Genomic DNA, 19,961 nt, shown 5'->3' on the forward strand with positions numbered 1-19,961 from the left:
ATGAACACCAACTTAAAAAATACAGTAAGCCAGGAAAACTGGAATCAGGCCAACAGAAACCTAATGGCCAAAACCATCGCAGAGTTGATGCACGAAGAGCTTCTAAAACCTGTGGTAACCTTTGAAAATAAAAACGGATATACTGTTTTTACCCTTGAAACCGGAGTTGAAAATATTGTCTACAGCTTCCGCGGACAGGAAAGAATGATGGATTACTGGCATATTGATAAAGACAGCATTACAAAAACAGAAAATGGTGAAGACCTGTCTTCAGTAGATGTAGCGGCTTTCTTCCTGGAAATGCAGTCTGTTTTTGACTTAGATCCTTATACGATTGCAAGATACACGGAAGAATTACTGCATACGCTGTATTGTGATGCTTTAATCTTATCAAGAGGAGTGATGTCTTCAAAAGATCTTGCGGATGCAGATTATCAGACGGTGGAGCATAATATGACCGGACATCCGTGGGTCATTGTAAACAAAAGCCGGTTAGGTTTTTCTCCAAGAGACCTGAAAACATTTGCCCCTGAAGCCAATGAAAATTTAAAAGTAATCTGGCTGGCTTCGCATAAAAGCAGATCATCATTCCAGGCTTTGGAACACATTAACAGAGATGAGTTTTACCGTTCTGAAATAGGAGAGGATTTATATAATGATTTTCAGCAGCAGCTGTTGAGCAAAAGAAAAGTTGTTGAAGATTATCACTTTATCCCGGTACATACATGGCAGTGGGAGCATAAGCTTCAGATTCATTTTGCGGGAGATATTGCTTCCGGACTTTTAATCCAGTTAGGAGAGGGTAGTGATACGTACAGTCCGCAGCAGAGTATCCGTACTTTATTCAATGTAGATCATCCTGAAAAAAGATACCTGAAAACCGCTGTTTCTATTCTGAGCACAGGGAATATCAGAGGATTATCGCCTAAACAGATGAAAATTGCGCCAGCCATTACAGACTGGGTAAAAGGCTTAATTAAAGATGATGCTTATCTGGAGAATAAAGAAACTATTTTCCTGGGAGAAGAAGCTGCCATCACGTATCTGCATCCACAGTATGGAGCGATTGCCAGCGTACCTTATCAATATAATGAATTCCTTGGCGCATTATGGAGAGAAAGTGCTGAAAATTATCTGAAAGAAGACGAAAAAATGGTAACTATGGCCTGTTTACTTTATGTAGATGAAAATGGAGTTCCATTGGTTGAGGCATTTGCTGAAAAAGCAGGAGTGAGCATTAAAGAATGGATTGAAAGCTATCTTGATGCTTATCTTACCCCATTATTACACATTTATTACACCCATTCATTATGTGTAACGCCACACGGAGAAAACATTATGGTGGTTCTGAAGAACGGAGTTCCGAAGAGAATCGTCATCAAAGACTTTGTGGATGATATTGTACTTACTACAGAGGCCAGAGAAAAGCTTCCTGCACACCTTGCGGACGGTTTGATCCAGTCTTCCAACAAAGAAAATATCCCGTTGTTTATTTTGCTGGGCGTTTTTGATGCTTTCTTCAGATATCTGTCGAATGCATTGCATACGTATTCCAACTTTAATGAAGAAACATTCTGGGAACTCGTTCACAACTGTGTAGAAAATTATAAAGCTGAGAATACTCACCTTCAGGAAAGATACGAAAAGTATGACCTGTACGTGCCGGCATTCAAAAGATTCTATATCAACAGTCTGCGTCTGAAAAATAACGGTTACAGTGAAAACAAGGCATTTGCCATTCCGAGAAAAGACGGAGCACTGCCAAATCCGCTGTATCAGATTGCCAATAAAAATTCAGTAGCAGCAGTATGAGGAAATTCCTGCATATCCTAAAAGAAGGAGCGGTTTTTACGTATGGAGCCATAGCCGGAAAGAAAGTTGAACTCACTTCCGGAAGTATCAACCGTTCCATCTTTAGTCTTGCCATTCCTATGGTGATGGAACTTGTCATGGAATCTGTTTTTGTAAGCGTCAATCTATTGATTATCGCAAAATTAGGAGACAAAGTTCTTGGGCTTGTGGGAATTACAGATAACTACATCAACTTTGCTTATGCCATTGCCGTAGGTTTGGGAATTGCTGCAGCAACCCTTACGGCCAGAAGAGCGGGCGAAAAAGATAAAGAAGGAATGGGAAGAACAGCCCAATACATCATCTTGCTGGCCCTGTTTTTTGCAGTGCTTATTGGTGGGGTTTCCTGCTTTTTTGCATCAGAAATTGTTGATTTTCTGGGAATCAATGCCAGTACCGTAACTGAGGGAGTTTCTTTTTCAAGACTCGTCTTCCTGAGTATCGGGCTTGTAATTCTCCGTCTGTCTGTCAATGGGCTTTTCAGAGGGGCAGGTGATGCCGATATTGCCATGAAGTCACTTTGGATCTGCCATATTTCGAATATCATTTTTGCAGTGGTCCTTGTTTTCGGATTAGGATTTATTCCTGCTTTTGGATTGATGGGATTGGCATATGCTACAGTTTTATCAAGGCTTTTAGGCGTTTTATACCAGGCTTTTGTATTTGCCACAGGAAAAACCAGCATCAGTATCAGAGTTCCTTTACAGCTTGATATTCCATTGCTGCAGAAGATTCTGAAACTCGCCTTTGGAGGACTGGTTCAATATATTATCCCAACATCCAGCTGGCTGATTATGGTGAAGATCATCTCCACTTTCGGAACTACAGCACTTGCAGGATATATTATTGCCCAGCGTATTGCTTCCGTAGCAACGATGCCTGCCTGGGGAATAGGAAATGCCGCCGGAGTCCTTACGGGTCAGAATCTGGGTGCCGGAGAGCCTGAACGTGCTGAGAAGACAGTCTGGAGAGCCGGAACCATCAACATGACGTATCTGGTACTTGTAGCCCTATTCTGGCAGATTGCCGCGGAATATGTGGTGAAATTTTTCACTACAGAACCAGAGGTCGCAAGATATGCTGTGCAGTATATCCATGTGGTATCAATGGCTTATCTGCTGTTAGGATTTACCATGGTCATCAGCCGTGCCCTGAATGCTGCCGGAAATATTATGCAGGTTACACTGCTGTATCTCGTCATGTTTTATGTCATTCAGCTTCCTCTTGCTTATCTCTTAGGAGTAAGATTTCAGTGGGAACTGAGAGGAATATTTACTGCTATCGTTTCTTCGGAAATAGTTTTAGCTGTGTTATTCCTGATGATTTTTAAAAATGGAAAATGGAAAACTATAAAAATTTAAAATGAACACTACAGAAGAATTTTATGAAATAATCGCCTCTGCCATCGCTATAAAAAAAGAACTGGTAGATGAAAAACTAACGTATCAGGAGATCCCGGAATGGGATTCTATGTCCCACCTTCTTATTGTAGAAGCGCTTGAACAGTTTTATCAGATCAAGTTTGATTTTAACGATATTCTGGAGATGGGAACCGTCGGAAAAATTCGCGAAAAAATGAAAAAATACGATGTATTCGTAGAAAACTAGGCCTATGAAAATTTTAGAAAATGTAATTGCCAATAAGAACCTGGCGTTTACAGATGCTTCCACCGGTACAACAATACCGGTGGGAACACTGTATCGCACTTTAGGCTTAAATCCTGTAGAAAAAGGACTGCTCTTTTTATACAATGACAATCAGCTGCCAAGCATTGAGGTGCTTCTCAATTTTTACGGAACAGCGCACACAATTGCGGTACTGGGACAGAAACTGCATGAAGAATTCAAAGAACGTATTGAGGCAGAATACCATCCGAAATACATCTTTGATCCACAGAGAGAAGCCATTGAAGGATACACTCTGAAAGCATTTTCAGACCATATCAGTATCTTTACAAAGGATGATTATAGGAGTGAGGTTACCATTCATCCTGACATCAAAATCCTTTTGAGTACTTCAGGGACAACAGGTGTTCCGAAACTGGTTAAGTTATCTGATGAAAGTCTTTATCAGAACGCCTTGAGTATTCTTCAGTATATGCCGATTCTGGATACTGATGTAGTTCCTTTAAACGTTCCGATCAACTTTGTGTACGGCTTCTCTATTTTCACCACCAACTGTATGCGTGCCGGAAGAATCGTGTGTACAGATAAAGACATTATGCAGAAAGCATTCTGGGACGAAATGGAGGAGTACGGCTACAGTACGTTGGGCGGAGTGCCTTTTCTCTATGAAAACCTGAACAGAATTGGATTTTTCAGAAAAGACTCTCCAAGTCTGAGGTATTTTACCCATACCGGAGGTGTAATTAACGCTGAGTTGAGAAAAACGATTTTCTCTTACTGCCGTGAGTTTAAAAAAGATTTCTTTGCACAATACGGACAGACAGAAGCAGGAGGAAGAATGGCTTACCTTACCACAGAAGGACTGCTGGAAGAAGAAACATCAATCGGAACCGTGGTGGAAAGAGGAAGCTTCAAAATTGATCCTGAAACGGATGAATTGCTTTTTTCTCATGTCAGTATTTTCGGAGGTTATGCCAATAAACTGGAAGATCTTGCTACGTATGAGCAGCCTTCCGTACTGCATACCGGAGATACCGCCAGAAAAGGTGAAAACGGAATTTATTACATCACAGGTAGAATAAAACGTATCATGAAGCTTTTCGGAATACGTCTTAATCTGGATGAGGTAGAATTTATCCTTAAAAATGAAATGCAGGGCAATACTTTCGTATGTCTGAATGCCAATGATAAAAAAATCGTGGTATTGTATGACAATCCGGAAATAGATCCTCAGATCATCACCGAAACCATTAAAAATAAACTGCGTATCAACCCGCAATATGTACGCACAGAACGTATAGATTCATTCCCATTATCACAAAACGGTAAAATAAACTATCCCCTGTTACAAAACCTACAGCATGAAAACATCTAAAACCCTTATATTACTTCTTGGTCTTGCTTTATCTTCCAACTCGCTTTCTGCACAACAGGGCGACAGAATTCATGGCAAAATCATGCTGTCTGAAAAAGCACCGGTAAAAAATGCTGTTTTAAGACTTGTCAACACGTCTTACCAAGCAAAAACCAATAATTCAGGAGAATATTACTTTGAAAATGTACCACCTGGAGAATATACGCTTCAGGTGGTTTTAAATGACATCGAACTGATGAGGGAACCCATCCACATTCAGAAAGATGTCTACGAAATCCCTGCGATCTACGCTCCTTTACACAATAATGTGATTGAGGGAATTACAGTATATGCAGTGAGCAGAAATAAATTTTTGGATAAAGACAGTACTTCAGTGGCTAAAATGCCATTGAAAGTTCTTGAAAATCCACAGGCTTACACAAGCATCAACCAGCAGATCATGAAGGAACAGCTTACTTACGATATTTCGGAAGTCCTCAAAAACGTTCCGGGTATGGTAAAAATGCAGGGAAGTCCGGGAAGAGGTTCCGGAGACGGAAGTTTTTACTACAGCCTCAGAGGTTTTCCTACCAAAGTATCTATGGTAGATGGTGTTCCTGCAACCACCAACGGAGAGATAGATCCTGCTGATATAGAACGTCTGGAAGTGATCAAAGGACCTTCAGGAACCCTGTATGGTGGTGCTGTAACATCTTTCGGAGGTTTAATTAATGTCGTGACCAAAAAACCAAAAGATTATTTTGGAGGCGAGGCTTCTTATATGATGGGAAGCTATAACCTGAACCGTGTAACTGCTGATGTGTACGGTCCAATGACAGAGTCCAGAAAAATGTTATTCCGTTTGAATGCCGCTTATCAGTATCAGAACGGATTCAGAGACTCTGAGTTCAGAAAATCATTCTTTGTGGCACCTACCATCAGCTATGAAGTAAATGACAGATTGAAATTTAACTTGGGAGCTCAGATCTACAATTATGAAGGAACCAATACGCCGATTATTTTCCTTCCGAGAACAAGACCTTATTTCGCTCATAATCCGGATGAATTGGGCTTCGACTGGAAAAAATCGTATTCCAATAATGATATTACTTTAAAAGCACCATCTATCAATGTAAAAGCTGAGGCGAATTACAGAATTTCAGATCACTGGACCTCACAGACTTTGCTTTCAAGAAACTTCAGAAAAACGGAAGGATTATATCAGTACCAGTTTATCCGAGGAAATACCAGTGATGCGATGTTGGAACGTAATGTACAGTGGCAGAACTCGGAAGCTTCTTCTACCAGTATTCAGCAGAATTTTAATGGAGAATTTAAAATCGGAAACGTTAAAAATAAAGTGCTGATCGGATTAGATTATCTGAATCAGACCATCAACAATAACCATTCCCCGATTGTGGTATATGACAATATCAACGGGCAGACTTTAGCAGGATATGCCAATATCACCAGAGATCTTGTATTGCAGAAAATCCAGACCTCCACAGCTCCTTTGGTAAGAAATAATTCTGCATCCAATCTTTATGGAGCCTATATTTCAAATGTTACCTATATTACAGACCGTTTGATTACCCTTTTAAGCTTACGTATGGACCACTACGAAAGTAAAGGCCAGCTGAACCTGAACACCAATATCCGTACGGGAGATTTCAACCAGACCGCATGGTCTCCAAAAGTAGGAATTGTATATCAAATCCTGAAAGACCAGTTATCTGCCTATGGTAACTATATGAATGGTTTCAGCTATACAGCCCCTGTTGCCCAGCAGCTTCCGGACATTAGCGGAGAGATGAAACCTCAGATGGCGAATCAGTGGGAAGTAGGATTGAAAGGGAACCTTTGGAGAAACAAGGTTAATTTTACCGTTTCATATTACGATATTCTTGTTGACAATATCCAGAGAGGAAGCGGTGTAATCCGTGACGGAAAAGAATACAATATTGTTGTTCAGGATGGAACACAAAGAAGTAAAGGGATTGAAATAGAAACCATCATGAACCCTGTTCAGGGATTAAATATTATGGCCGGATATAGCTATAACCACAGCAGATATGAAAAAGCGGATCCGGCGGTAGACGGGCGTCGTCCTGAATCTGCAGGTCCTGCCAATGTATTCAATTCCTGGATCAGCTATATTCTTCCGATCAAAGGGCTTCAGGGACTTGGAGTAGGTTTCGGAGTCAACCGTGTTGGAAAACAGATTACCGGAAATAAAACCGTTACCGGGCAGTTTGCATTCCCGGCTTATACTTTAGTCAATGCTTCTATTTCCCTTGAAAAAGAAAGATACAGACTAGGATTTAAAATGAATAACCTGGGCAACGTACAGTATTTTGCAGGGCAGGGAGTGGTTGTCGCTCAGATGCCCCGTAATTTCGTTGCTGAGGTAAGCTTTAAATTTTAAGAATGAAGCTGAAGTTTAGAAAAATTGCATATCAGTTACATCTATGGCTCGGACTCACGTCCGGGCTTATCGTTGTTATCATGGCCGCTACAGGATGTATCCTGGCTTTTGAAGAAGAATTAAAACATATGGTTCACCCCAGCAGATATTACGTTGAAAATATTGGAAGAAACAAACTCTCCCTGGCTGAACTTACGGAAAAAGCAGAAAAGGCGCTTCCCGAAGGCTTAAAAGTCAAAAGAGTCGTTATGTCTTCCGATCCATCACGAACCTATGTATTCCGTACCTTAAAAATGAATGATGAAGCATGGACGTATTGGGGAACTTATCTTTATTATTATCGAATTTATGTAGATCCTTACACCGGAAAAGTGCAGGAAGTAGAAGATGCCAAAAAAGACTTCTTCGAAATTGTACTGGATCTTCACAGAAGACTTCTGCTGGGTGAAAAAATCGGAAAAACAATTACCGGTTATTCCACACTGGTATTGGCTGTAATCCTTCTATCAGGGCTTGTGATATGGTACCCCCGCAAAATGAGTAAAGCCATGCTGAAAGGAATGTTTTTCATTAAAGTATCAGCCAATTGGAAAAGGATTAACTATGATGCTCATAATGTGTTAGGATTCTATGCCATCATTCCTTTACTCTTAATCTCTTATTCCGCATTGATATGGAGCTTTAAGGATGTAGATAAATGGGTAAAGAACACACTGAACGGAAATACCCCCACAGAAAAGAGAGTCAAAAGTATAATCTCTTTCGAGGAATTTTCAAATCGGGAAAATATCCTCAATCTGATCGGAAATACTATGGAAAAAGAATTGAAAAACAAAAAATCAGCACTTGTCAATTTTCCAAAATCAGAAGATGGAACCTATTATGCCGAGCTCACTTATGATGGAAGGCAGTATAGAAATGAACACTTTAATTTTGATCAGTATTCAGGAGATATTTTAAAATCTCAATCGTATAAAAACAACAATATCGGATATGGAACCGCATTAAGAGAAAGAAATTATGATCTTCATACCGGAAGTATCCTGGGACTGACCACCAGAATTATCTATTTTCTGGCAGCAATTATCGCACTGTCACTCCCAATTACCGGTTTTATTATCTATTTGAATAAGAAAAAGAAGAAACCAAAACATAAGAAGAACAAAGTAGTTTTTCCTCATCATCATTAATAAAGAGAAGAGGTTGTCTCAAAAGAGTCATTCTGAGCACAGACTGAAAGTCTGCGAACGTAGTTCAGATATGTAGTGAAGAATCACATAAAGGATATTATTGAGATTCTTCCTTCGTCAGAAATCGAAGATTCGACGTAGTCAATGACAAAAGTCAAATCATTTGACCTTTGGCATAGCCTTTTCTTCTTTCAAAAGTAAAATATAAAGTATCAAATTTTATCGCAGATAAAATCCTCGCGCCTTAAAACGCATTGTTTTAGCCATTATTTGCGGCTTCGCGTTTTCCAACAAATAAATAATCAGCTTATCAATCCCTTCACATTCTTCGAAAAAACTTCAATTCCTTTATTCATCTCTTCAAAATTAAGATCTCCAAACCCTAAACGCATGGCTGTAAGCCCTTTATTCTGATACAGCAATGTTTTGGGAATAAATAGATTGTCTTTCACACAATTTCGGCTAAGCTGCATCAGATTCAGCGGAATATTCCATTCCAGCCATATAGCAAGCCCTCCGGAAGGTCTTTGAAAAGTAATAAAATCCCCAAGATTTTCTTCTAACAGCAAAGCAAAATAATCACGCCTTTCCTGATATACTTTTAAAGATTTTTTCAGATAACGGTTAATTTCCCCTTCCGCAATCATTTCTCCAAGCGCCCTTTCCATCAGAATATCTCCCTGACGATCGATAATCCCGAGATATTTACGCATTTCCGTCATCAGATTCTCCGGAGCAACAATAAAACCTGTCCTGAATCCGGGAGCTAAAGACTTTCCGAAAGAACCAATATAAATTACCATTCCGTTCGTATCTGCACTGGCTAATGGAAGAATCGGACTTTTATCGTAGTGAAATTCGTAATCATAATCATCTTCCAGGATAATAAATCCATATTCATTGGCCAATTCCAATAATTCAAACCTTCTTTGTGCACTCAGTGCAACGGTAGTAGGATAGTGGTGGTGAGGAGTAAGATAAAGCATCCGTATTTTCTGCTTTTTACAGGCTTCCCGTACACTTTCTACAATAATTCCTTCCTCATCAATAGGAATAGAAACAATATCAACCCCAGCTTTCATAAAGATCATATTGACGGAGAAATAACTCAAAGCACCTACCAATACGGTATCTCCGGCAGAAAGAAGAATCTCGGAAACAATATAAATACTCATTTCCGTACTTCGGGTGATGAGCAGATTGTTCTTGGAGATGGGAAGTCCACGGGAAAGATTAAGGTATTGGGATAAATGTTCTTTAAAAAATTCACTTCCATCATGATTATAATGTCCCAACGCTTTTTGGTTTGATTTACGTTTCAAAATAGAACTGTAAAACCGGGAATGCTGCCCAATTTGAGTTAAACGGATATCCGGCACCCCATCATTAAAGATATATTCACAATTGGAATGCTCGAAAGGATTATCTAAAATATTGGATGTTTTGAATGAAAAACCAGTCGAAACAGGGTAGTTTTGAAGGCTATTTTGTTCAAAATCGTTCAATTTAACAGGTTTTTCCTGATCTTTTCCGATCACAAAAGTTCCTTTGTTGGGAAAACTCTCCGTCCAGCCCTGAGCCGACAATTCATCGTACACGGCAACTGCTGTATTTCTGTGGATTTCCAACATTTCACTGAATGTTCTTGTCCCGGGAAGCTTCGTTCCAAAAGGTAAAAACCCTCTCTGAATGGCATTGATCAGCTGATTAGCAATCTGCAGATAGATAGAAGTCTCTGATTTTCTATCAATTTTTATAAAACTTTCATAAGGAATTTTAACCGGACTATCCATAATATCAAAACTGGCACCATGTAACCATCCGGCAATATACTACTTTTGACATCAAAATAAAAATCTATGGAATTTCATCATCTGTTAAAAAAAATTGTACAGGAAGGAAGTACCCACGCCAAATGGCTGAACACTCTTTCTTTTATGGAAAATGCCGGTGCAAGAAAAATATCAAAATGTGAACATCCAACCCTGGTTTCTCAGATCCAGCTGAAACATGCTGCTGAAGAGCACCGCCACGCTTATTATTTAAAAAAACAAATTGGCAAAATAAACCCTGAGCTCTGCAAAACTTACGAAAGCACAGAACTTCTGGCGCCTATTGCAACAAGCCAATATCTTCACTCTTTGGATATTAAAGCCTGTCGATATCTTCAAAAAGCATTCAATCTTGATAAGGTAGATATTAAATATGCAGCCTACCTTTTTGTAACCTATGCCATTGAGGTTCGTGCAGATGAGCTTTATCCGGTCTATCAGCAGACGCTTACCGAAGCTTCTTCTAAAATCATGGTAAAATCTATTATTCTTGAAGAAGAGGGACATCTGGAAGAAATGATTCATCAGCTTAATGAGTTTTCATCTGACTGGAAGCATCATGCCGACCATATTTTAACGATAGAAAAAGAACTGCATGAAGAATGGATTAATGCGATTACCCAGGAAGTAGCTCAGCTGAATTATGCTTAACAACACCTCTCGTTTTCAGGAATCTCTTGACAAAAGAAAAGAGGAGGGAACATTAAGGCGTTTAAAACTTCAATCTGATGGAATTGATTTTTATTCCAATGATTATCTGGGATTTGCAAGAAGTAAAGAACTTCAATATTTACTACTACAAAAGATTACAGATAACCCTCAGCTGCTTTCCGGAAGTACAGGTTCAAGGCTAATTAGCGGAAACAGCGATATTGCAGTTTCTGTGGAAAAGGATATTGCTCAAAAACATCAGTTTGAGTCTGCGTTACTTTTTCCGTCCGGATACAATGCCAATCTGGCTTTGTTTTCTACACTTCCAAGCCGTCACGATACCGTGATTGTGGACGAACAGATCCATCGGTCAGTGCATGACGGCTGTAAATTATCGAATGCTAAAAAACTGAAATTCAAACATAATGACCTTAAAGATCTTAAAAACATTTTAAAAAAACAAAAAAATCACTGCTATATCGCAATAGAAAGCCTTTATTCTATGGAAGGTGATTTTGCTCCGATCCGGGAAATCGCTTCACTCGCCAGTAAATACAAAGCCTCTCTGATTGTAGATGAAGCTCACGCTTTTGGAGTCTTCGGATATGGACTGATTGAACAATATCAATTACAGCATCAGATTTCTGCCGCAGTCATAACCTATGGAAAAGCTCTCGGAGCTCATGGCGCCTCAATTCTTTGCAATGAAACAGTGAAATCTTACCTGATCAATTTTGCAAGTCCTTTCATTTATACCACATCAGCACAGGATTTTCAGTGGATGAGTATCAAAACAGGATATGATTTTTTAGATCAAAATCATCACCTGGCCATTCAGCTTCAGAACAATATTAAAACTTTCCGAAGCAGGAATTTACAGTCTCCGTCCGCAGAAGTAAGTCCGGTTCAGGCTATTATAATACCGGATAACCAAAGACTGAAAAGCTTACAGGATGCTTTATCTGAGGAAGGATTTTTAACCTATGCCATCTACAGTCCCACAGTAAAAGCAGGAAGTGAAAGGTTAAGAATATGCCTCCACAGCTTTAACACAGAAGAGGAAATTGTAAAACTGACAGGAATTATTGAAGAATTTATTGAAAACTAAAGAAATAACATTCAAAACCCGGAACACGAATCCCCGAATCACAAAAAAATGAAATTATTTATAACAGGAATAGGAACCGAAATAGGAAAGACAGTGTGCTCAGCCGTTTTGGTTCAGCATTTTAAAACAGAATACTGGAAACCCATACAGTCAGGTGATCTGCACTATACAGACAGTCATAAAATTGAAGCATGGACTGATACAAATATCTGTCATCCTGAAACTTACCGTTTACAGCTGGCAGCCTCACCCCATCAGTCTGCAAAAGAAGAAAATATCACCATCAATCTGAATGATTTTCAACTCCCAAAAACAGCAAGCCCATTAATTGTAGAAGGAGCCGGAGGACTTATGGTACCCATTTCAGACACTACTTTTATGATTGATCTCATTGAAGAATTAAGTCTTCCTGTAGCATTGGTAATCAGAAATTATTTAGGCTGCATCAATCATAGCTTGCTCTCCATCCTGGCTTTACAACAAAGAGAAATTCAGCTTGAGTATTTAATTCTTAACGGAGACTTTCCGAAGGATACAGAAAGAGTGATCTGCAGTTTTATCGAAAAAGAAACAAAAATTATAAAGATTCCCGAAATCAAAAAAACAGATAAGGAATCTATACAACTTGCTGCAAAGCAATTAACAATAACAAAAATAGGATAATGGATACAAAAACAACATTGAGAAACAATTGGACGAAAGAAGAAATTGAGGAAATTTATCACCTTCCTCTGATGGAACTGATCTATAAAGCAGCCACTGTACACCGCCAATGGCATGATCCTTCCGAAGTGCAGATATCTACTTTATTATCCATCAAAACAGGTGGATGTCCTGAAGACTGCTCCTACTGCGGACAGGCAGCACGTTATCACACCAACATCAAAGTACAGGCTTTATTACCTACAGAAACCGTAATTGCCCATGCACAAAAAGCAAAAGATTCGGGATCTTCAAGGTTCTGTATGGCGGCAGCATGGCGTGAAGTTCGTAATAACAGTGATTTTGACAGAGTGATTGACATGGTGAAAGGAGTAAATAACCTTGGTCTTGAAGTCTGCTGTACGTTAGGGATGCTTACGGAAGAACAGGCTGTAAGGCTTCAGGAAGCCGGATTGTACGCTTACAATCACAACCTTGATACCTCTGAGCAGTATTATGAGGAGATCATCTCTACCAGAACCTTTGACAACAGAATCAATACGATAAACAATGTAAGAAAAGCAGGAATCACAGTATGTTCCGGAGGAATTATCGGGCTTGGTGAAACACACAGAGACAGAATTTCAATGCTTCTTACACTGGCAACAATGCCAAAACATCCGGAATCTGTTCCTATCAATGCATTGGCAAGGGTAGAAGGAACACCACTGGCCGATAATGAAAAAGTGGATACCTGGGAAATGGTGAGAATGATCGCTACCGCAAGAATCGTAATGCCATCTTCTATGGTAAGACTAAGTGCCGGGCGTATAGAAATGTCTGAAACAGAACAGGCATGGTGCTTTATGGCAGGAGCCAATTCTATTTTTACGGGAGAAAGAGAAACGCTCTTAGTAACACCTAATCCGGGTGTATCTGAAGACATGCAGATGCTGCAGACCTTAGGACTGAAACCTATGATGAAAAAAGAAACATGCTGTTAGATAATTATGAATTATAAATGATAAATGATGAGTGATGAGTTGGATTATTGGTATTATAGCGCTTATTATAAAATTGGTTTTTGAATTTTTATAAACTGCAGTACAAGTTGGAAAACGCAAAGACGCAAAATCTTTTGTAGTAAGAAATATTTTAAGGCGCAAGGATTTTATCTCCGATAAAATTAAACACATTCTTTGCTGAAAATCTTTGATTTTCTTGCGCCTTAAAATATTCGCAATCTATGATAAAACTTTGCGCCTTTGCGATTAATCCAACATTTACGCCAACATATTCAACTAAATTATTGTTAAATCCAATTCCATCACTCATTTCTACTTTTTAGATCTATAATATGAATACAATAACAAAAGAAATCAGCCTTCAACAGAGGGATAGAGCAGTCAATTGGCATCCTTACACCCAGATGAAAACAGCTGATGATGCCATTCCAATTGTAAAGGGAAAAGGAATTTACTTGTATGACAACGAAGGAAAAAAATATCTGGATGTTGTTTCATCCTGGTGGGTTACGTTGCACGGACATTCTCATCCTTATATTGCACAGCGTGTTTTTGAACAGTTAAATACATTGGAGCAGGTTATTTTTGCGGGATTTACGCATGAACCAGCCGTACAGCTTTCAGAAAATTTACTGAAACTTCTTCCGGCTGGCCAGGAAAAAGTTTTTTATTCAGATAACGGGTCTACAGCAGTAGAAGTTGCTTTAAAAATGTGTATTCAATATGCATACAATAAAGAACAGAAGAAGACAAAGATTTTAGCTTTTAAAAATGCTTATCACGGAGACACCTTCGGAGCGATGTCTGTAAGTGGAAAAAGTTTCTGGACAAGACCTTTTGAAAGCATGCTGTTTGAAGTTGTATTTATTGACACACCCAATTCAGAAAATCTGGAAAGCCTGCATGCGCAGATTAAAGAACGCGCTGATGAAGTAGCCTGCTTTATCTATGAACCGCTAATTCAGGGAGCTGCCGGAATGTTGATGTATAAACCTGAAGATCTCAGCCAGCTGATGAAATACTGCAGAGAAGAAGGCATTCTTATGATTCAGGATGAAGTTTTTACCGGATTTGGGAGAACAGGTAAGCTTTTCGCAGCAGATTATCTTACGGAAAAGCCTGACATTATGTGTTTTTCAAAAGGTTTAACGGGAGGCACGATGCCCATGGGAATCACCACCTGTTCCAATGAAATTTACAATGCTTTTCTGTCGGATGACCGTTATAAAACCTTATTTCACGGACATTCGTTCACTGCAAATCCTTTAGCCTGTACGGCTGCTCTCGCCAGTATGGAAATACTTTTGACAAACGAAACTCAAATGAATATCAACCGCATTGCTCATCAACATTCAGAGTTTGTAAAAACACTTGCTTTACATCCTCATGTAGAAAAGGTTAGACAGATCGGAACTATTTTAGCTTTCGATTTTAAAACCGGGAATGATACTTCTTATTTCAATGAGATAGGGAAGAAGCTGTACAATGAATTCTTACAGAGAGGGATTATTATGAGGCCGCTGGGAAATGTAATCTATCTGGTTCCGCCATATTGTATTACTTCCCAAGAATTGGATTTTGTATATCAGAATATTATGGAAGTTTTGGATCAGTTTAGAGATTAAACGATCCCTTCAGGTAATAATTTTTTTTAATTTTTTAACCTTATAGGTTCTGGAAACCTATAAGGTTTTTAAATTTTTTGCAGTTAGCGTTTTACATCCACAATAGTTGTCTGATTGTTTCTTAGAGTTCCTGTTCTGCTTTCTTTAAAATAGCAATTAGCTCCTTCAGTTCATCTTTATTGAAATCCAGTACATTCTGATTAAAATGATTGGATGGGATTTTTATATAATGAAGCCACGAAGAAAGTTTTTCCCGATAAACACTTCCGAATTCAATATTACTCATGGTAACGAATTTATATTTGGTTTCCTGATTTGTTTTTTCATTTTCTTTCTGTTCCATGATCTGAAGAGCCTGGATCAGCTTTTCCAATTCATTTTTATCTATAGTGAGTGTCTTCTTGGAGATTTCATCAAAAGTTTCGTATTCATACATAATTCCCAGAAGAGTTTCTGGTGAATTATCTGAAACATCTTTGGTTACGATTTTCTGAATATTCAGATTCTTAAACCTACCAACATTACTTATTTTTTTCTCAATCAATGTTCCTTTTCTTGAATTGACAGATAGTCCGCGGGAAGTTGTAGTAAATCTTTGAATGGACGGCAGTGTAGTCTGAGCATGTCCCCATGCAGCTAATACACAGGAAATCAAAATAATGATTCTTTTCATTTGTAAAAATTGTTATTAGTCTTTTATACTGAATCTGTTAACCTTTTCGGATAAAAAGGGCTCCCAGAAGATTATCCATTTAAAGGTACAAAAAATGAAATAAAGTCTGGAGAAGACATGAAAAATAGATTCTGGACAAAAGGCATTATCTGTAAATGGATTCTAAGGGACATTTAATCTCCACCAAAAATCATCAAAATCAGTAATTATATTTTCCCTTACAATAATTTCATTGATGATTTAATAGGAATCTCGTTTTTTTTGTGAGGTTTTTTTGAGCTAATATTAAAAGTTTTGATACAAAATAAATATGACTTCCGTTTTTTTTCATCTATATCATAAAAAAAAATTATGATAAGGTTCTGTTTATTTTCTTTATTATAAAAACCTTATGACTATTTACTGATTATCTTATTTATGATATTGATTTTTTTATGTTAATTTTAAATAAATATTGATTTATATTTAATAATATATGTATTTTTATCACAAACTAACAATAGTTCTCGATTAGAATTCGGATTTTCATAATATCATATTTAAGATGGATGATCCAGAAATGAGAAGAAACACTCTCAACAGGAATAGAAACGATTCCATTGTTCTGAAATCTGAGAACAAAGCAACAAAGATCATACTCAGTATCCTATTGAGTGATCATTACAGTGTTGCAGCATTACCTTACCGTCCAATTAAAATTAAAACATCCAACCCTCCTGTACAGGCTAGGGAATAGAAACATTGATGAGTAAAATAAAATCACCTTTTAATATTAATATTTAAACTATGAAAACAAACAAAATGTGGCTACTGGCCTTTCTGTTAATTATTCTTTCCAGCTGTTCTACGATGGATGAGAAAAATTTACTCGAAGAACCCGAAACCAACCTCAATGCCAGCGCAAGAGCATTGGCCGCAACACCAACATTGCATGTCGGAGGCAGATACCTCCAAGATCCGTGTGGCAATAACGTTGTCTTACATGGGGTTGCCATAACACCCAGCCCCTGGTTTAATGGATGCCAGTACGGTGCCAATTCCGGATACTGTACCTGGGACAATTACAATGTTCAGGGAGCTCTGAACTACAACAAAGCTGTCATGAATAAGCTCAGCAGCTCTGCCGATGGCTGGTATCTCAATTACATCCGCCTTCATATTGATCCGTATTGGACCAATGATCCCGGACCGGCTATCCCTGAGAACGATATCTCAAGATTCAATTACAACCGCCTGGTAACTTATACGGATCAGGTGATTATTCCACTGATCAACCATGCCCGCAGCCTGGGAATGTATGTGATCCTACGCCCGCCAGGTGTATGTCCAAACCGTATTGCCGTGAACGATGCCTATCATAGTTATCTTAAAACGGTATGGACATTTTTGTCTCAACATCCTAGCCTGAAGAACGCTGACAATGTAATGTTCGAACTGGCCAACGAACCTGTCGAGATCCTCGGGACAAACGGAACATGGGGATCAACGGGGAACGAGCACTTTGCAGCACTTAAAAACTTCTTCCAGCCATTAGTCAATATCATCCGTAACAACGGGGCCAATAATGTCTGCTGGATACCGGGTACAGGGTGGCAGTCGCATTATCAGGGCTATGTCAATAACCAGATCACAGGTGGTAATATCGGATATGCCGTTCACATCTATCCGGGTTACTGGGGTGGTCTCAGCAACTATCAATCCTTTCAAAATGCATGGAATATTAACGTTAAGCCTATTGCAGACATTGCACCGATTGCCATTACCGAAACCGACTGGGCTCCTCAGGGATATGGAACCTTTGGTATCGGAACAACCGGGACAGCAGGCGGAAGCGGATTTGGTGCAAATCTGAAATATATTGCGGATCAATCGGGTAATGTAAGCTGGAATGTTCTTGCCCCGGATAACCTCCTCCACAAGGGTGACCCTAATGCAGGAACAGCCTATAACAACGATTGGGAGGCCTGCGCTGCACCAGTTAAACAGTGGTTCCAACAATATGCATCTTCCAATTATCCTGTTGGAAACTGTAATACAAACAGCAGCCTGATCAACAATGGTATTTACGAAATCGAATTTCAGACCGATGCGAACAAAGTACTTGATTTAAAGTCAGGTGAGGATGCCAATGGCGCAGTGTTAAGACCATGGACACGAAATGGTGCTTCTGCACAGCGATGGGTTGCTATCGATGCCGGTAACGGGTACTGGCGTTTTGTGTCGAAAGCCAGTGCAACCAATCGTTGCATTGACCTAACCAGCAACAGCAATACACTGGGAACTTCAATACGGCTTTGGCAGAACTATGGTAATGATGCACAGGCCTGGCAGGTAGTCGCTGTCTCCAATGGCTACTACAAAATACTATCAAAAGTGGATGCCACACGTGGTTGGGATATCCCTAACTGTACTATGGATGGTAACTCAAACTTGCAGCTTTGGGATTATTATGGTACATCCTGTCAATTGTTTAAGTTCAAATTTATAGCGATGAACTAAACGATTCAAAAAGATACAAATCAATGTGATTTTATTTTTAAAATCTTTTACACCATTTCGCGGTAAGTACTACTTACCGCGATTTTTTTAATGAAGCTGTTTAAATTTTCACATTGATTATTTTGAACCAATTAAGTTTTTTAGAATCAAGCTTTACGCATAATAAACACACCTGATTTTTGTAAAGTTTAACAACTTTAATAAAAAACTAAACTTCCCTACAAAAAGAAACTCATTTTAAGATCTTATTACAGACTGACAACTCAATCCATTTTCTTACTCAATCCATTTCCCCACAAATGAAGTTCAGAAAGAACAGGTCCAAGTTTTCGTCCATTTTCTGTTAGTTTATAATAAACTTCACTCGGAAAATTATACACTTCAATCCGTTCAATAATAAAATCTTCTTCCAGCTGTTTTAACTGTTCTGCAAGTACTTTTTTTGAAACCCTGGGCATATTCCGCCAAAGCTCCACAAAACGTACCTGATCTTCCTCAAAGAGGTTTTGCAGGATCAGCGGCTTCCATTTACCAGAAAGGACATCCAGGCTTCGTCTTAATCCACAGTTTTTAAATTCTTCAAAATTCATGGGTCAGTTAAATATTTATGGTTAACCTTTTGGTAACCTTCGATTGTTTTACTTTTACAAGGTAATAACTTTATCCAACAAAAATATCCAAAATGAAATTACAATTATGGCGCAATGCAACATTGCTATTGAATATTGATGGAGTTTCTATTCTGATAGATCCGATGCTCGGAAACAAAGGTTCCAGAGGAAAAATGCCAATGACAGACAGCGAATTACTCAATCCTCTCGTAGACCTGCCTTTCAGTAAAGAAGAATTAAATAAAAAATTAGAAAGCGTAGATGCAGTTGCTGTAACCCACCTTCACCCTGATCATTGGGACGCTGCAGCTATTGAACTTCTTGATAAAAATATACCGCTCGTCTGCCCGGATATCATTTCGGAACAAATTGCAGAACAAGGATTCACAAACATTATTGCTGTAAGTAATGAGCCGGTTCAATTCAAAAATATTGAGATATCAACCACCAAAGGACAGCATGGAACCGGAGAAATCGGAGAAAAAATGGGAATCGTGAATGGTTTTATATTTAAAACAGACAATAAATCAGTATACATCACAGGAGATACTATCTGGTACGATGAAATTGCTCAGGAAATCGATAAGCATCAGCCACAACACATCATTGTAGCAGGAGGCGCCGCTACTTTTTCCATAGGAGATCCTATTATTATGACCCGTGAAGATATCTTAAAAGTCTGTGAATATGCGCCGGAGTCTACTGTTTGGGTAACGCATCTGGAAACTTTAAGTCATTGCAGGGAAAACAGAAAATTTATTAAAGAGAAAATAAATGAAAACAGACTGGAGAAGAGATGTTTTGTACTTGATGACGGTGAAGAAGCTGAATTAAAATTTTAATTAATAA

General features: G+C 38.7%; 18 protein-coding genes. 14 read left to right on the forward strand and 4 right to left on the reverse strand.

The window, feature by feature from the left end; all coding sequences use genetic code 11:
• Genes AC3FI7_RS04075 through AC3FI7_RS04100 form a run of 6 tightly spaced genes read left to right on the forward strand, consistent with a single transcriptional unit; the run spans position 1 to position 8,446 of the window.
• Positions 1 to 1,812 (forward strand): IucA/IucC family protein, encoded by a 1,812-nt coding sequence (locus AC3FI7_RS04075; protein ID WP_491461475.1) that lies wholly within the window; start codon positions 1 to 3, stop codon positions 1,810 to 1,812.
• On the forward strand, positions 1,809 to 3,212 hold the full coding sequence (locus AC3FI7_RS04080) for an MATE family efflux transporter (protein WP_142725720.1): 1,404 nt from the start codon (positions 1,809 to 1,811) through the stop codon (positions 3,210 to 3,212). The genes AC3FI7_RS04075 and AC3FI7_RS04080 overlap by 4 nt, the downstream gene beginning before the upstream one ends.
• Before the next feature lies 1 nt (position 3,213).
• The gene (locus tag AC3FI7_RS04085; protein WP_002979498.1) at positions 3,214 to 3,459 is read left to right on the forward strand and encodes an acyl carrier protein; all 246 of its coding nucleotides are present in this window, start codon (positions 3,214 to 3,216) and stop codon (positions 3,457 to 3,459) included.
• A gap of 4 nt (positions 3,460 to 3,463) precedes the next feature.
• Positions 3,464 to 4,852 (forward strand): AMP-binding protein, encoded by a 1,389-nt coding sequence (locus AC3FI7_RS04090; RefSeq protein ID WP_491461476.1) that lies wholly within the window; start codon positions 3,464 to 3,466, stop codon positions 4,850 to 4,852.
• Positions 4,839 to 7,256: a TonB-dependent siderophore receptor gene (locus AC3FI7_RS04095; protein WP_491461477.1), complete on the forward strand. Its 2,418-nt coding sequence runs from the start codon at positions 4,839 to 4,841 to the stop codon at positions 7,254 to 7,256. Before AC3FI7_RS04090 ends, AC3FI7_RS04095 begins: the two co-directional genes overlap by 14 nt.
• A 2-nt stretch (positions 7,257 to 7,258) precedes the next feature.
• A complete protein-coding gene (locus AC3FI7_RS04100) occupies positions 7,259 to 8,446 on the forward strand; it encodes a PepSY-associated TM helix domain-containing protein (RefSeq protein ID WP_343658454.1) in 1,188 nt (395 codons plus the stop codon).
• 302 nt (positions 8,447 to 8,748) lie between these two features.
• Here the strand turns inward: AC3FI7_RS04100 and AC3FI7_RS04105 are convergent, their stop codons facing one another.
• Positions 8,749 to 10,239, reverse strand: coding sequence for an aminotransferase-like domain-containing protein (locus AC3FI7_RS04105; RefSeq protein ID WP_491461478.1), 1,491 nt, complete (start codon positions 10,237 to 10,239; stop codon positions 8,749 to 8,751).
• A 66-nt stretch (positions 10,240 to 10,305) separates the two neighbouring features.
• Here AC3FI7_RS04105 and AC3FI7_RS04110 point away from each other — a divergent pair, with 66 nt between their 5' ends.
• Genes AC3FI7_RS04110 through bioB form a run of 4 tightly spaced genes read left to right on the forward strand, consistent with a single transcriptional unit; the run spans position 10,306 to position 13,683 of the window.
• Complete coding sequence (locus AC3FI7_RS04110) at positions 10,306 to 10,929, forward strand: hypothetical protein (protein WP_491461479.1); 624 nt, start codon at positions 10,306 to 10,308, stop codon at positions 10,927 to 10,929.
• Positions 10,922 to 12,037 carry an aminotransferase class I/II-fold pyridoxal phosphate-dependent enzyme gene (locus tag AC3FI7_RS04115; protein WP_491461480.1) on the forward strand — a complete coding sequence of 372 codons (1,116 nt, stop codon included), beginning with the start codon at positions 10,922 to 10,924 and terminating at the stop codon, positions 12,035 to 12,037. The genes AC3FI7_RS04110 and AC3FI7_RS04115 overlap by 8 nt, the downstream gene beginning before the upstream one ends.
• Positions 12,038 to 12,085: 48 nt before the next feature.
• Positions 12,086 to 12,700 (forward strand): dethiobiotin synthase, encoded by a 615-nt coding sequence (bioD, locus tag AC3FI7_RS04120; protein ID WP_491461481.1) that lies wholly within the window; start codon positions 12,086 to 12,088, stop codon positions 12,698 to 12,700.
• The gene (gene bioB, locus AC3FI7_RS04125) at positions 12,700 to 13,683 is read left to right on the forward strand and encodes a biotin synthase BioB (RefSeq protein WP_491461482.1); all 984 of its coding nucleotides are present in this window, start codon (positions 12,700 to 12,702) and stop codon (positions 13,681 to 13,683) included. The genes bioD and bioB overlap by 1 nt, the downstream gene beginning before the upstream one ends.
• A 151-nt stretch (positions 13,684 to 13,834) precedes the next feature.
• Here the strand turns inward: bioB and AC3FI7_RS04130 are convergent, their stop codons facing one another.
• On the reverse strand, positions 13,835 to 14,014 hold the full coding sequence (locus AC3FI7_RS04130) for a hypothetical protein (protein WP_114820171.1): 180 nt from the start codon (positions 14,012 to 14,014) through the stop codon (positions 13,835 to 13,837).
• Positions 14,015 to 14,036: 22 nt separating this feature from the next.
• On the opposite strand from AC3FI7_RS04130, the gene bioA reads away from it, so the two are divergent.
• Positions 14,037 to 15,329, forward strand: coding sequence for an adenosylmethionine--8-amino-7-oxononanoate transaminase (gene bioA / locus AC3FI7_RS04135; protein WP_142725711.1), 1,293 nt, complete (start codon positions 14,037 to 14,039; stop codon positions 15,327 to 15,329).
• Between the two features lie 121 nt (positions 15,330 to 15,450).
• Here bioA and AC3FI7_RS04140 read toward each other — a convergent pair whose 3' ends face one another.
• Positions 15,451 to 16,002, reverse strand: coding sequence for a hypothetical protein (locus AC3FI7_RS04140; RefSeq protein ID WP_491461483.1), 552 nt, complete (start codon positions 16,000 to 16,002; stop codon positions 15,451 to 15,453).
• A gap of 544 nt (positions 16,003 to 16,546) precedes the next feature.
• Here AC3FI7_RS04140 and AC3FI7_RS04145 point away from each other — a divergent pair.
• Positions 16,547 to 16,738, forward strand: a complete 192-nt coding sequence (locus AC3FI7_RS04145) for a hypothetical protein (RefSeq protein ID WP_291897324.1) — start codon at positions 16,547 to 16,549, stop codon at positions 16,736 to 16,738.
• 50 nt (positions 16,739 to 16,788) lie between these two features.
• On the forward strand, positions 16,789 to 18,501 hold the full coding sequence (locus AC3FI7_RS04150) for an RICIN domain-containing protein (RefSeq protein ID WP_491461484.1): 1,713 nt from the start codon (positions 16,789 to 16,791) through the stop codon (positions 18,499 to 18,501).
• Positions 18,502 to 18,764: 263 nt separating this feature from the next.
• Here the strand turns inward: AC3FI7_RS04150 and AC3FI7_RS04155 are convergent, their stop codons facing one another.
• Positions 18,765 to 19,091, reverse strand: coding sequence for a winged helix-turn-helix transcriptional regulator (locus AC3FI7_RS04155; RefSeq protein WP_491461485.1), 327 nt, complete (start codon positions 19,089 to 19,091; stop codon positions 18,765 to 18,767).
• Positions 19,092 to 19,183: 92 nt separating this feature from the next.
• Between AC3FI7_RS04155 and AC3FI7_RS04160 the strand changes: the two genes are divergently transcribed.
• Entirely contained in the window at positions 19,184 to 19,954 is a 771-nt protein-coding gene (locus AC3FI7_RS04160) for an MBL fold metallo-hydrolase (RefSeq protein WP_491461486.1), read from the forward strand.
• Positions 19,955 to 19,961 lie beyond the last annotated feature (7 nt).

It is taken from the genome of Chryseobacterium sp. TQ-BC-N36, from assembly GCF_058382295.1.

Excerpts from the sequence above, each read along its gene's own strand:
- bioD (WP_491461481.1), top strand. The coding sequence starts at position 12,086 with ATGAAATTATTTATAACAGGAATAGGAACCGAAATAGGAAAGACAGTG.
- AC3FI7_RS04090 (WP_491461476.1), top strand. The coding sequence starts at position 3,464 with ATGAAAATTTTAGAAAATGTAATTGCCAATAAGAACCTGGCGTTTACA.
- AC3FI7_RS04150 (WP_491461484.1), top strand. The coding sequence starts at position 16,789 with ATGAAAACAAACAAAATGTGGCTACTGGCCTTTCTGTTAATTATTCTT.
- AC3FI7_RS04140 (WP_491461483.1), bottom strand. The coding sequence starts at position 16,002 with ATGAAAAGAATCATTATTTTGATTTCCTGTGTATTAGCTGCATGGGGA.
- AC3FI7_RS04110 (WP_491461479.1), top strand. The coding sequence starts at position 10,306 with ATGGAATTTCATCATCTGTTAAAAAAAATTGTACAGGAAGGAAGTACC.
- bioA (WP_142725711.1), top strand. The coding sequence starts at position 14,037 with ATGAATACAATAACAAAAGAAATCAGCCTTCAACAGAGGGATAGAGCA.
- AC3FI7_RS04095 (WP_491461477.1), top strand. The coding sequence starts at position 4,839 with ATGAAAACATCTAAAACCCTTATATTACTTCTTGGTCTTGCTTTATCT.
- AC3FI7_RS04075 (WP_491461475.1), top strand. The coding sequence starts at position 1 with ATGAACACCAACTTAAAAAATACAGTAAGCCAGGAAAACTGGAATCAG.
- AC3FI7_RS04085 (WP_002979498.1), top strand. The coding sequence starts at position 3,214 with ATGAACACTACAGAAGAATTTTATGAAATAATCGCCTCTGCCATCGCT.
- AC3FI7_RS04105 (WP_491461478.1), bottom strand. The coding sequence starts at position 10,239 with ATGGATAGTCCGGTTAAAATTCCTTATGAAAGTTTTATAAAAATTGAT.
- bioB (WP_491461482.1), top strand. The coding sequence starts at position 12,700 with ATGGATACAAAAACAACATTGAGAAACAATTGGACGAAAGAAGAAATT.
- AC3FI7_RS04115 (WP_491461480.1), top strand. The coding sequence starts at position 10,922 with ATGCTTAACAACACCTCTCGTTTTCAGGAATCTCTTGACAAAAGAAAA.
- AC3FI7_RS04080 (WP_142725720.1), top strand. The coding sequence starts at position 1,809 with ATGAGGAAATTCCTGCATATCCTAAAAGAAGGAGCGGTTTTTACGTAT.
- AC3FI7_RS04160 (WP_491461486.1), top strand. The coding sequence starts at position 19,184 with ATGAAATTACAATTATGGCGCAATGCAACATTGCTATTGAATATTGAT.
- AC3FI7_RS04100 (WP_343658454.1), top strand. The coding sequence starts at position 7,259 with ATGAAGCTGAAGTTTAGAAAAATTGCATATCAGTTACATCTATGGCTC.
- AC3FI7_RS04130 (WP_114820171.1), bottom strand. The coding sequence starts at position 14,014 with ATGAGTGATGGAATTGGATTTAACAATAATTTAGTTGAATATGTTGGC.
- AC3FI7_RS04145 (WP_291897324.1), top strand. The coding sequence starts at position 16,547 with ATGGATGATCCAGAAATGAGAAGAAACACTCTCAACAGGAATAGAAAC.
- AC3FI7_RS04155 (WP_491461485.1), bottom strand. The coding sequence starts at position 19,091 with ATGAATTTTGAAGAATTTAAAAACTGTGGATTAAGACGAAGCCTGGAT.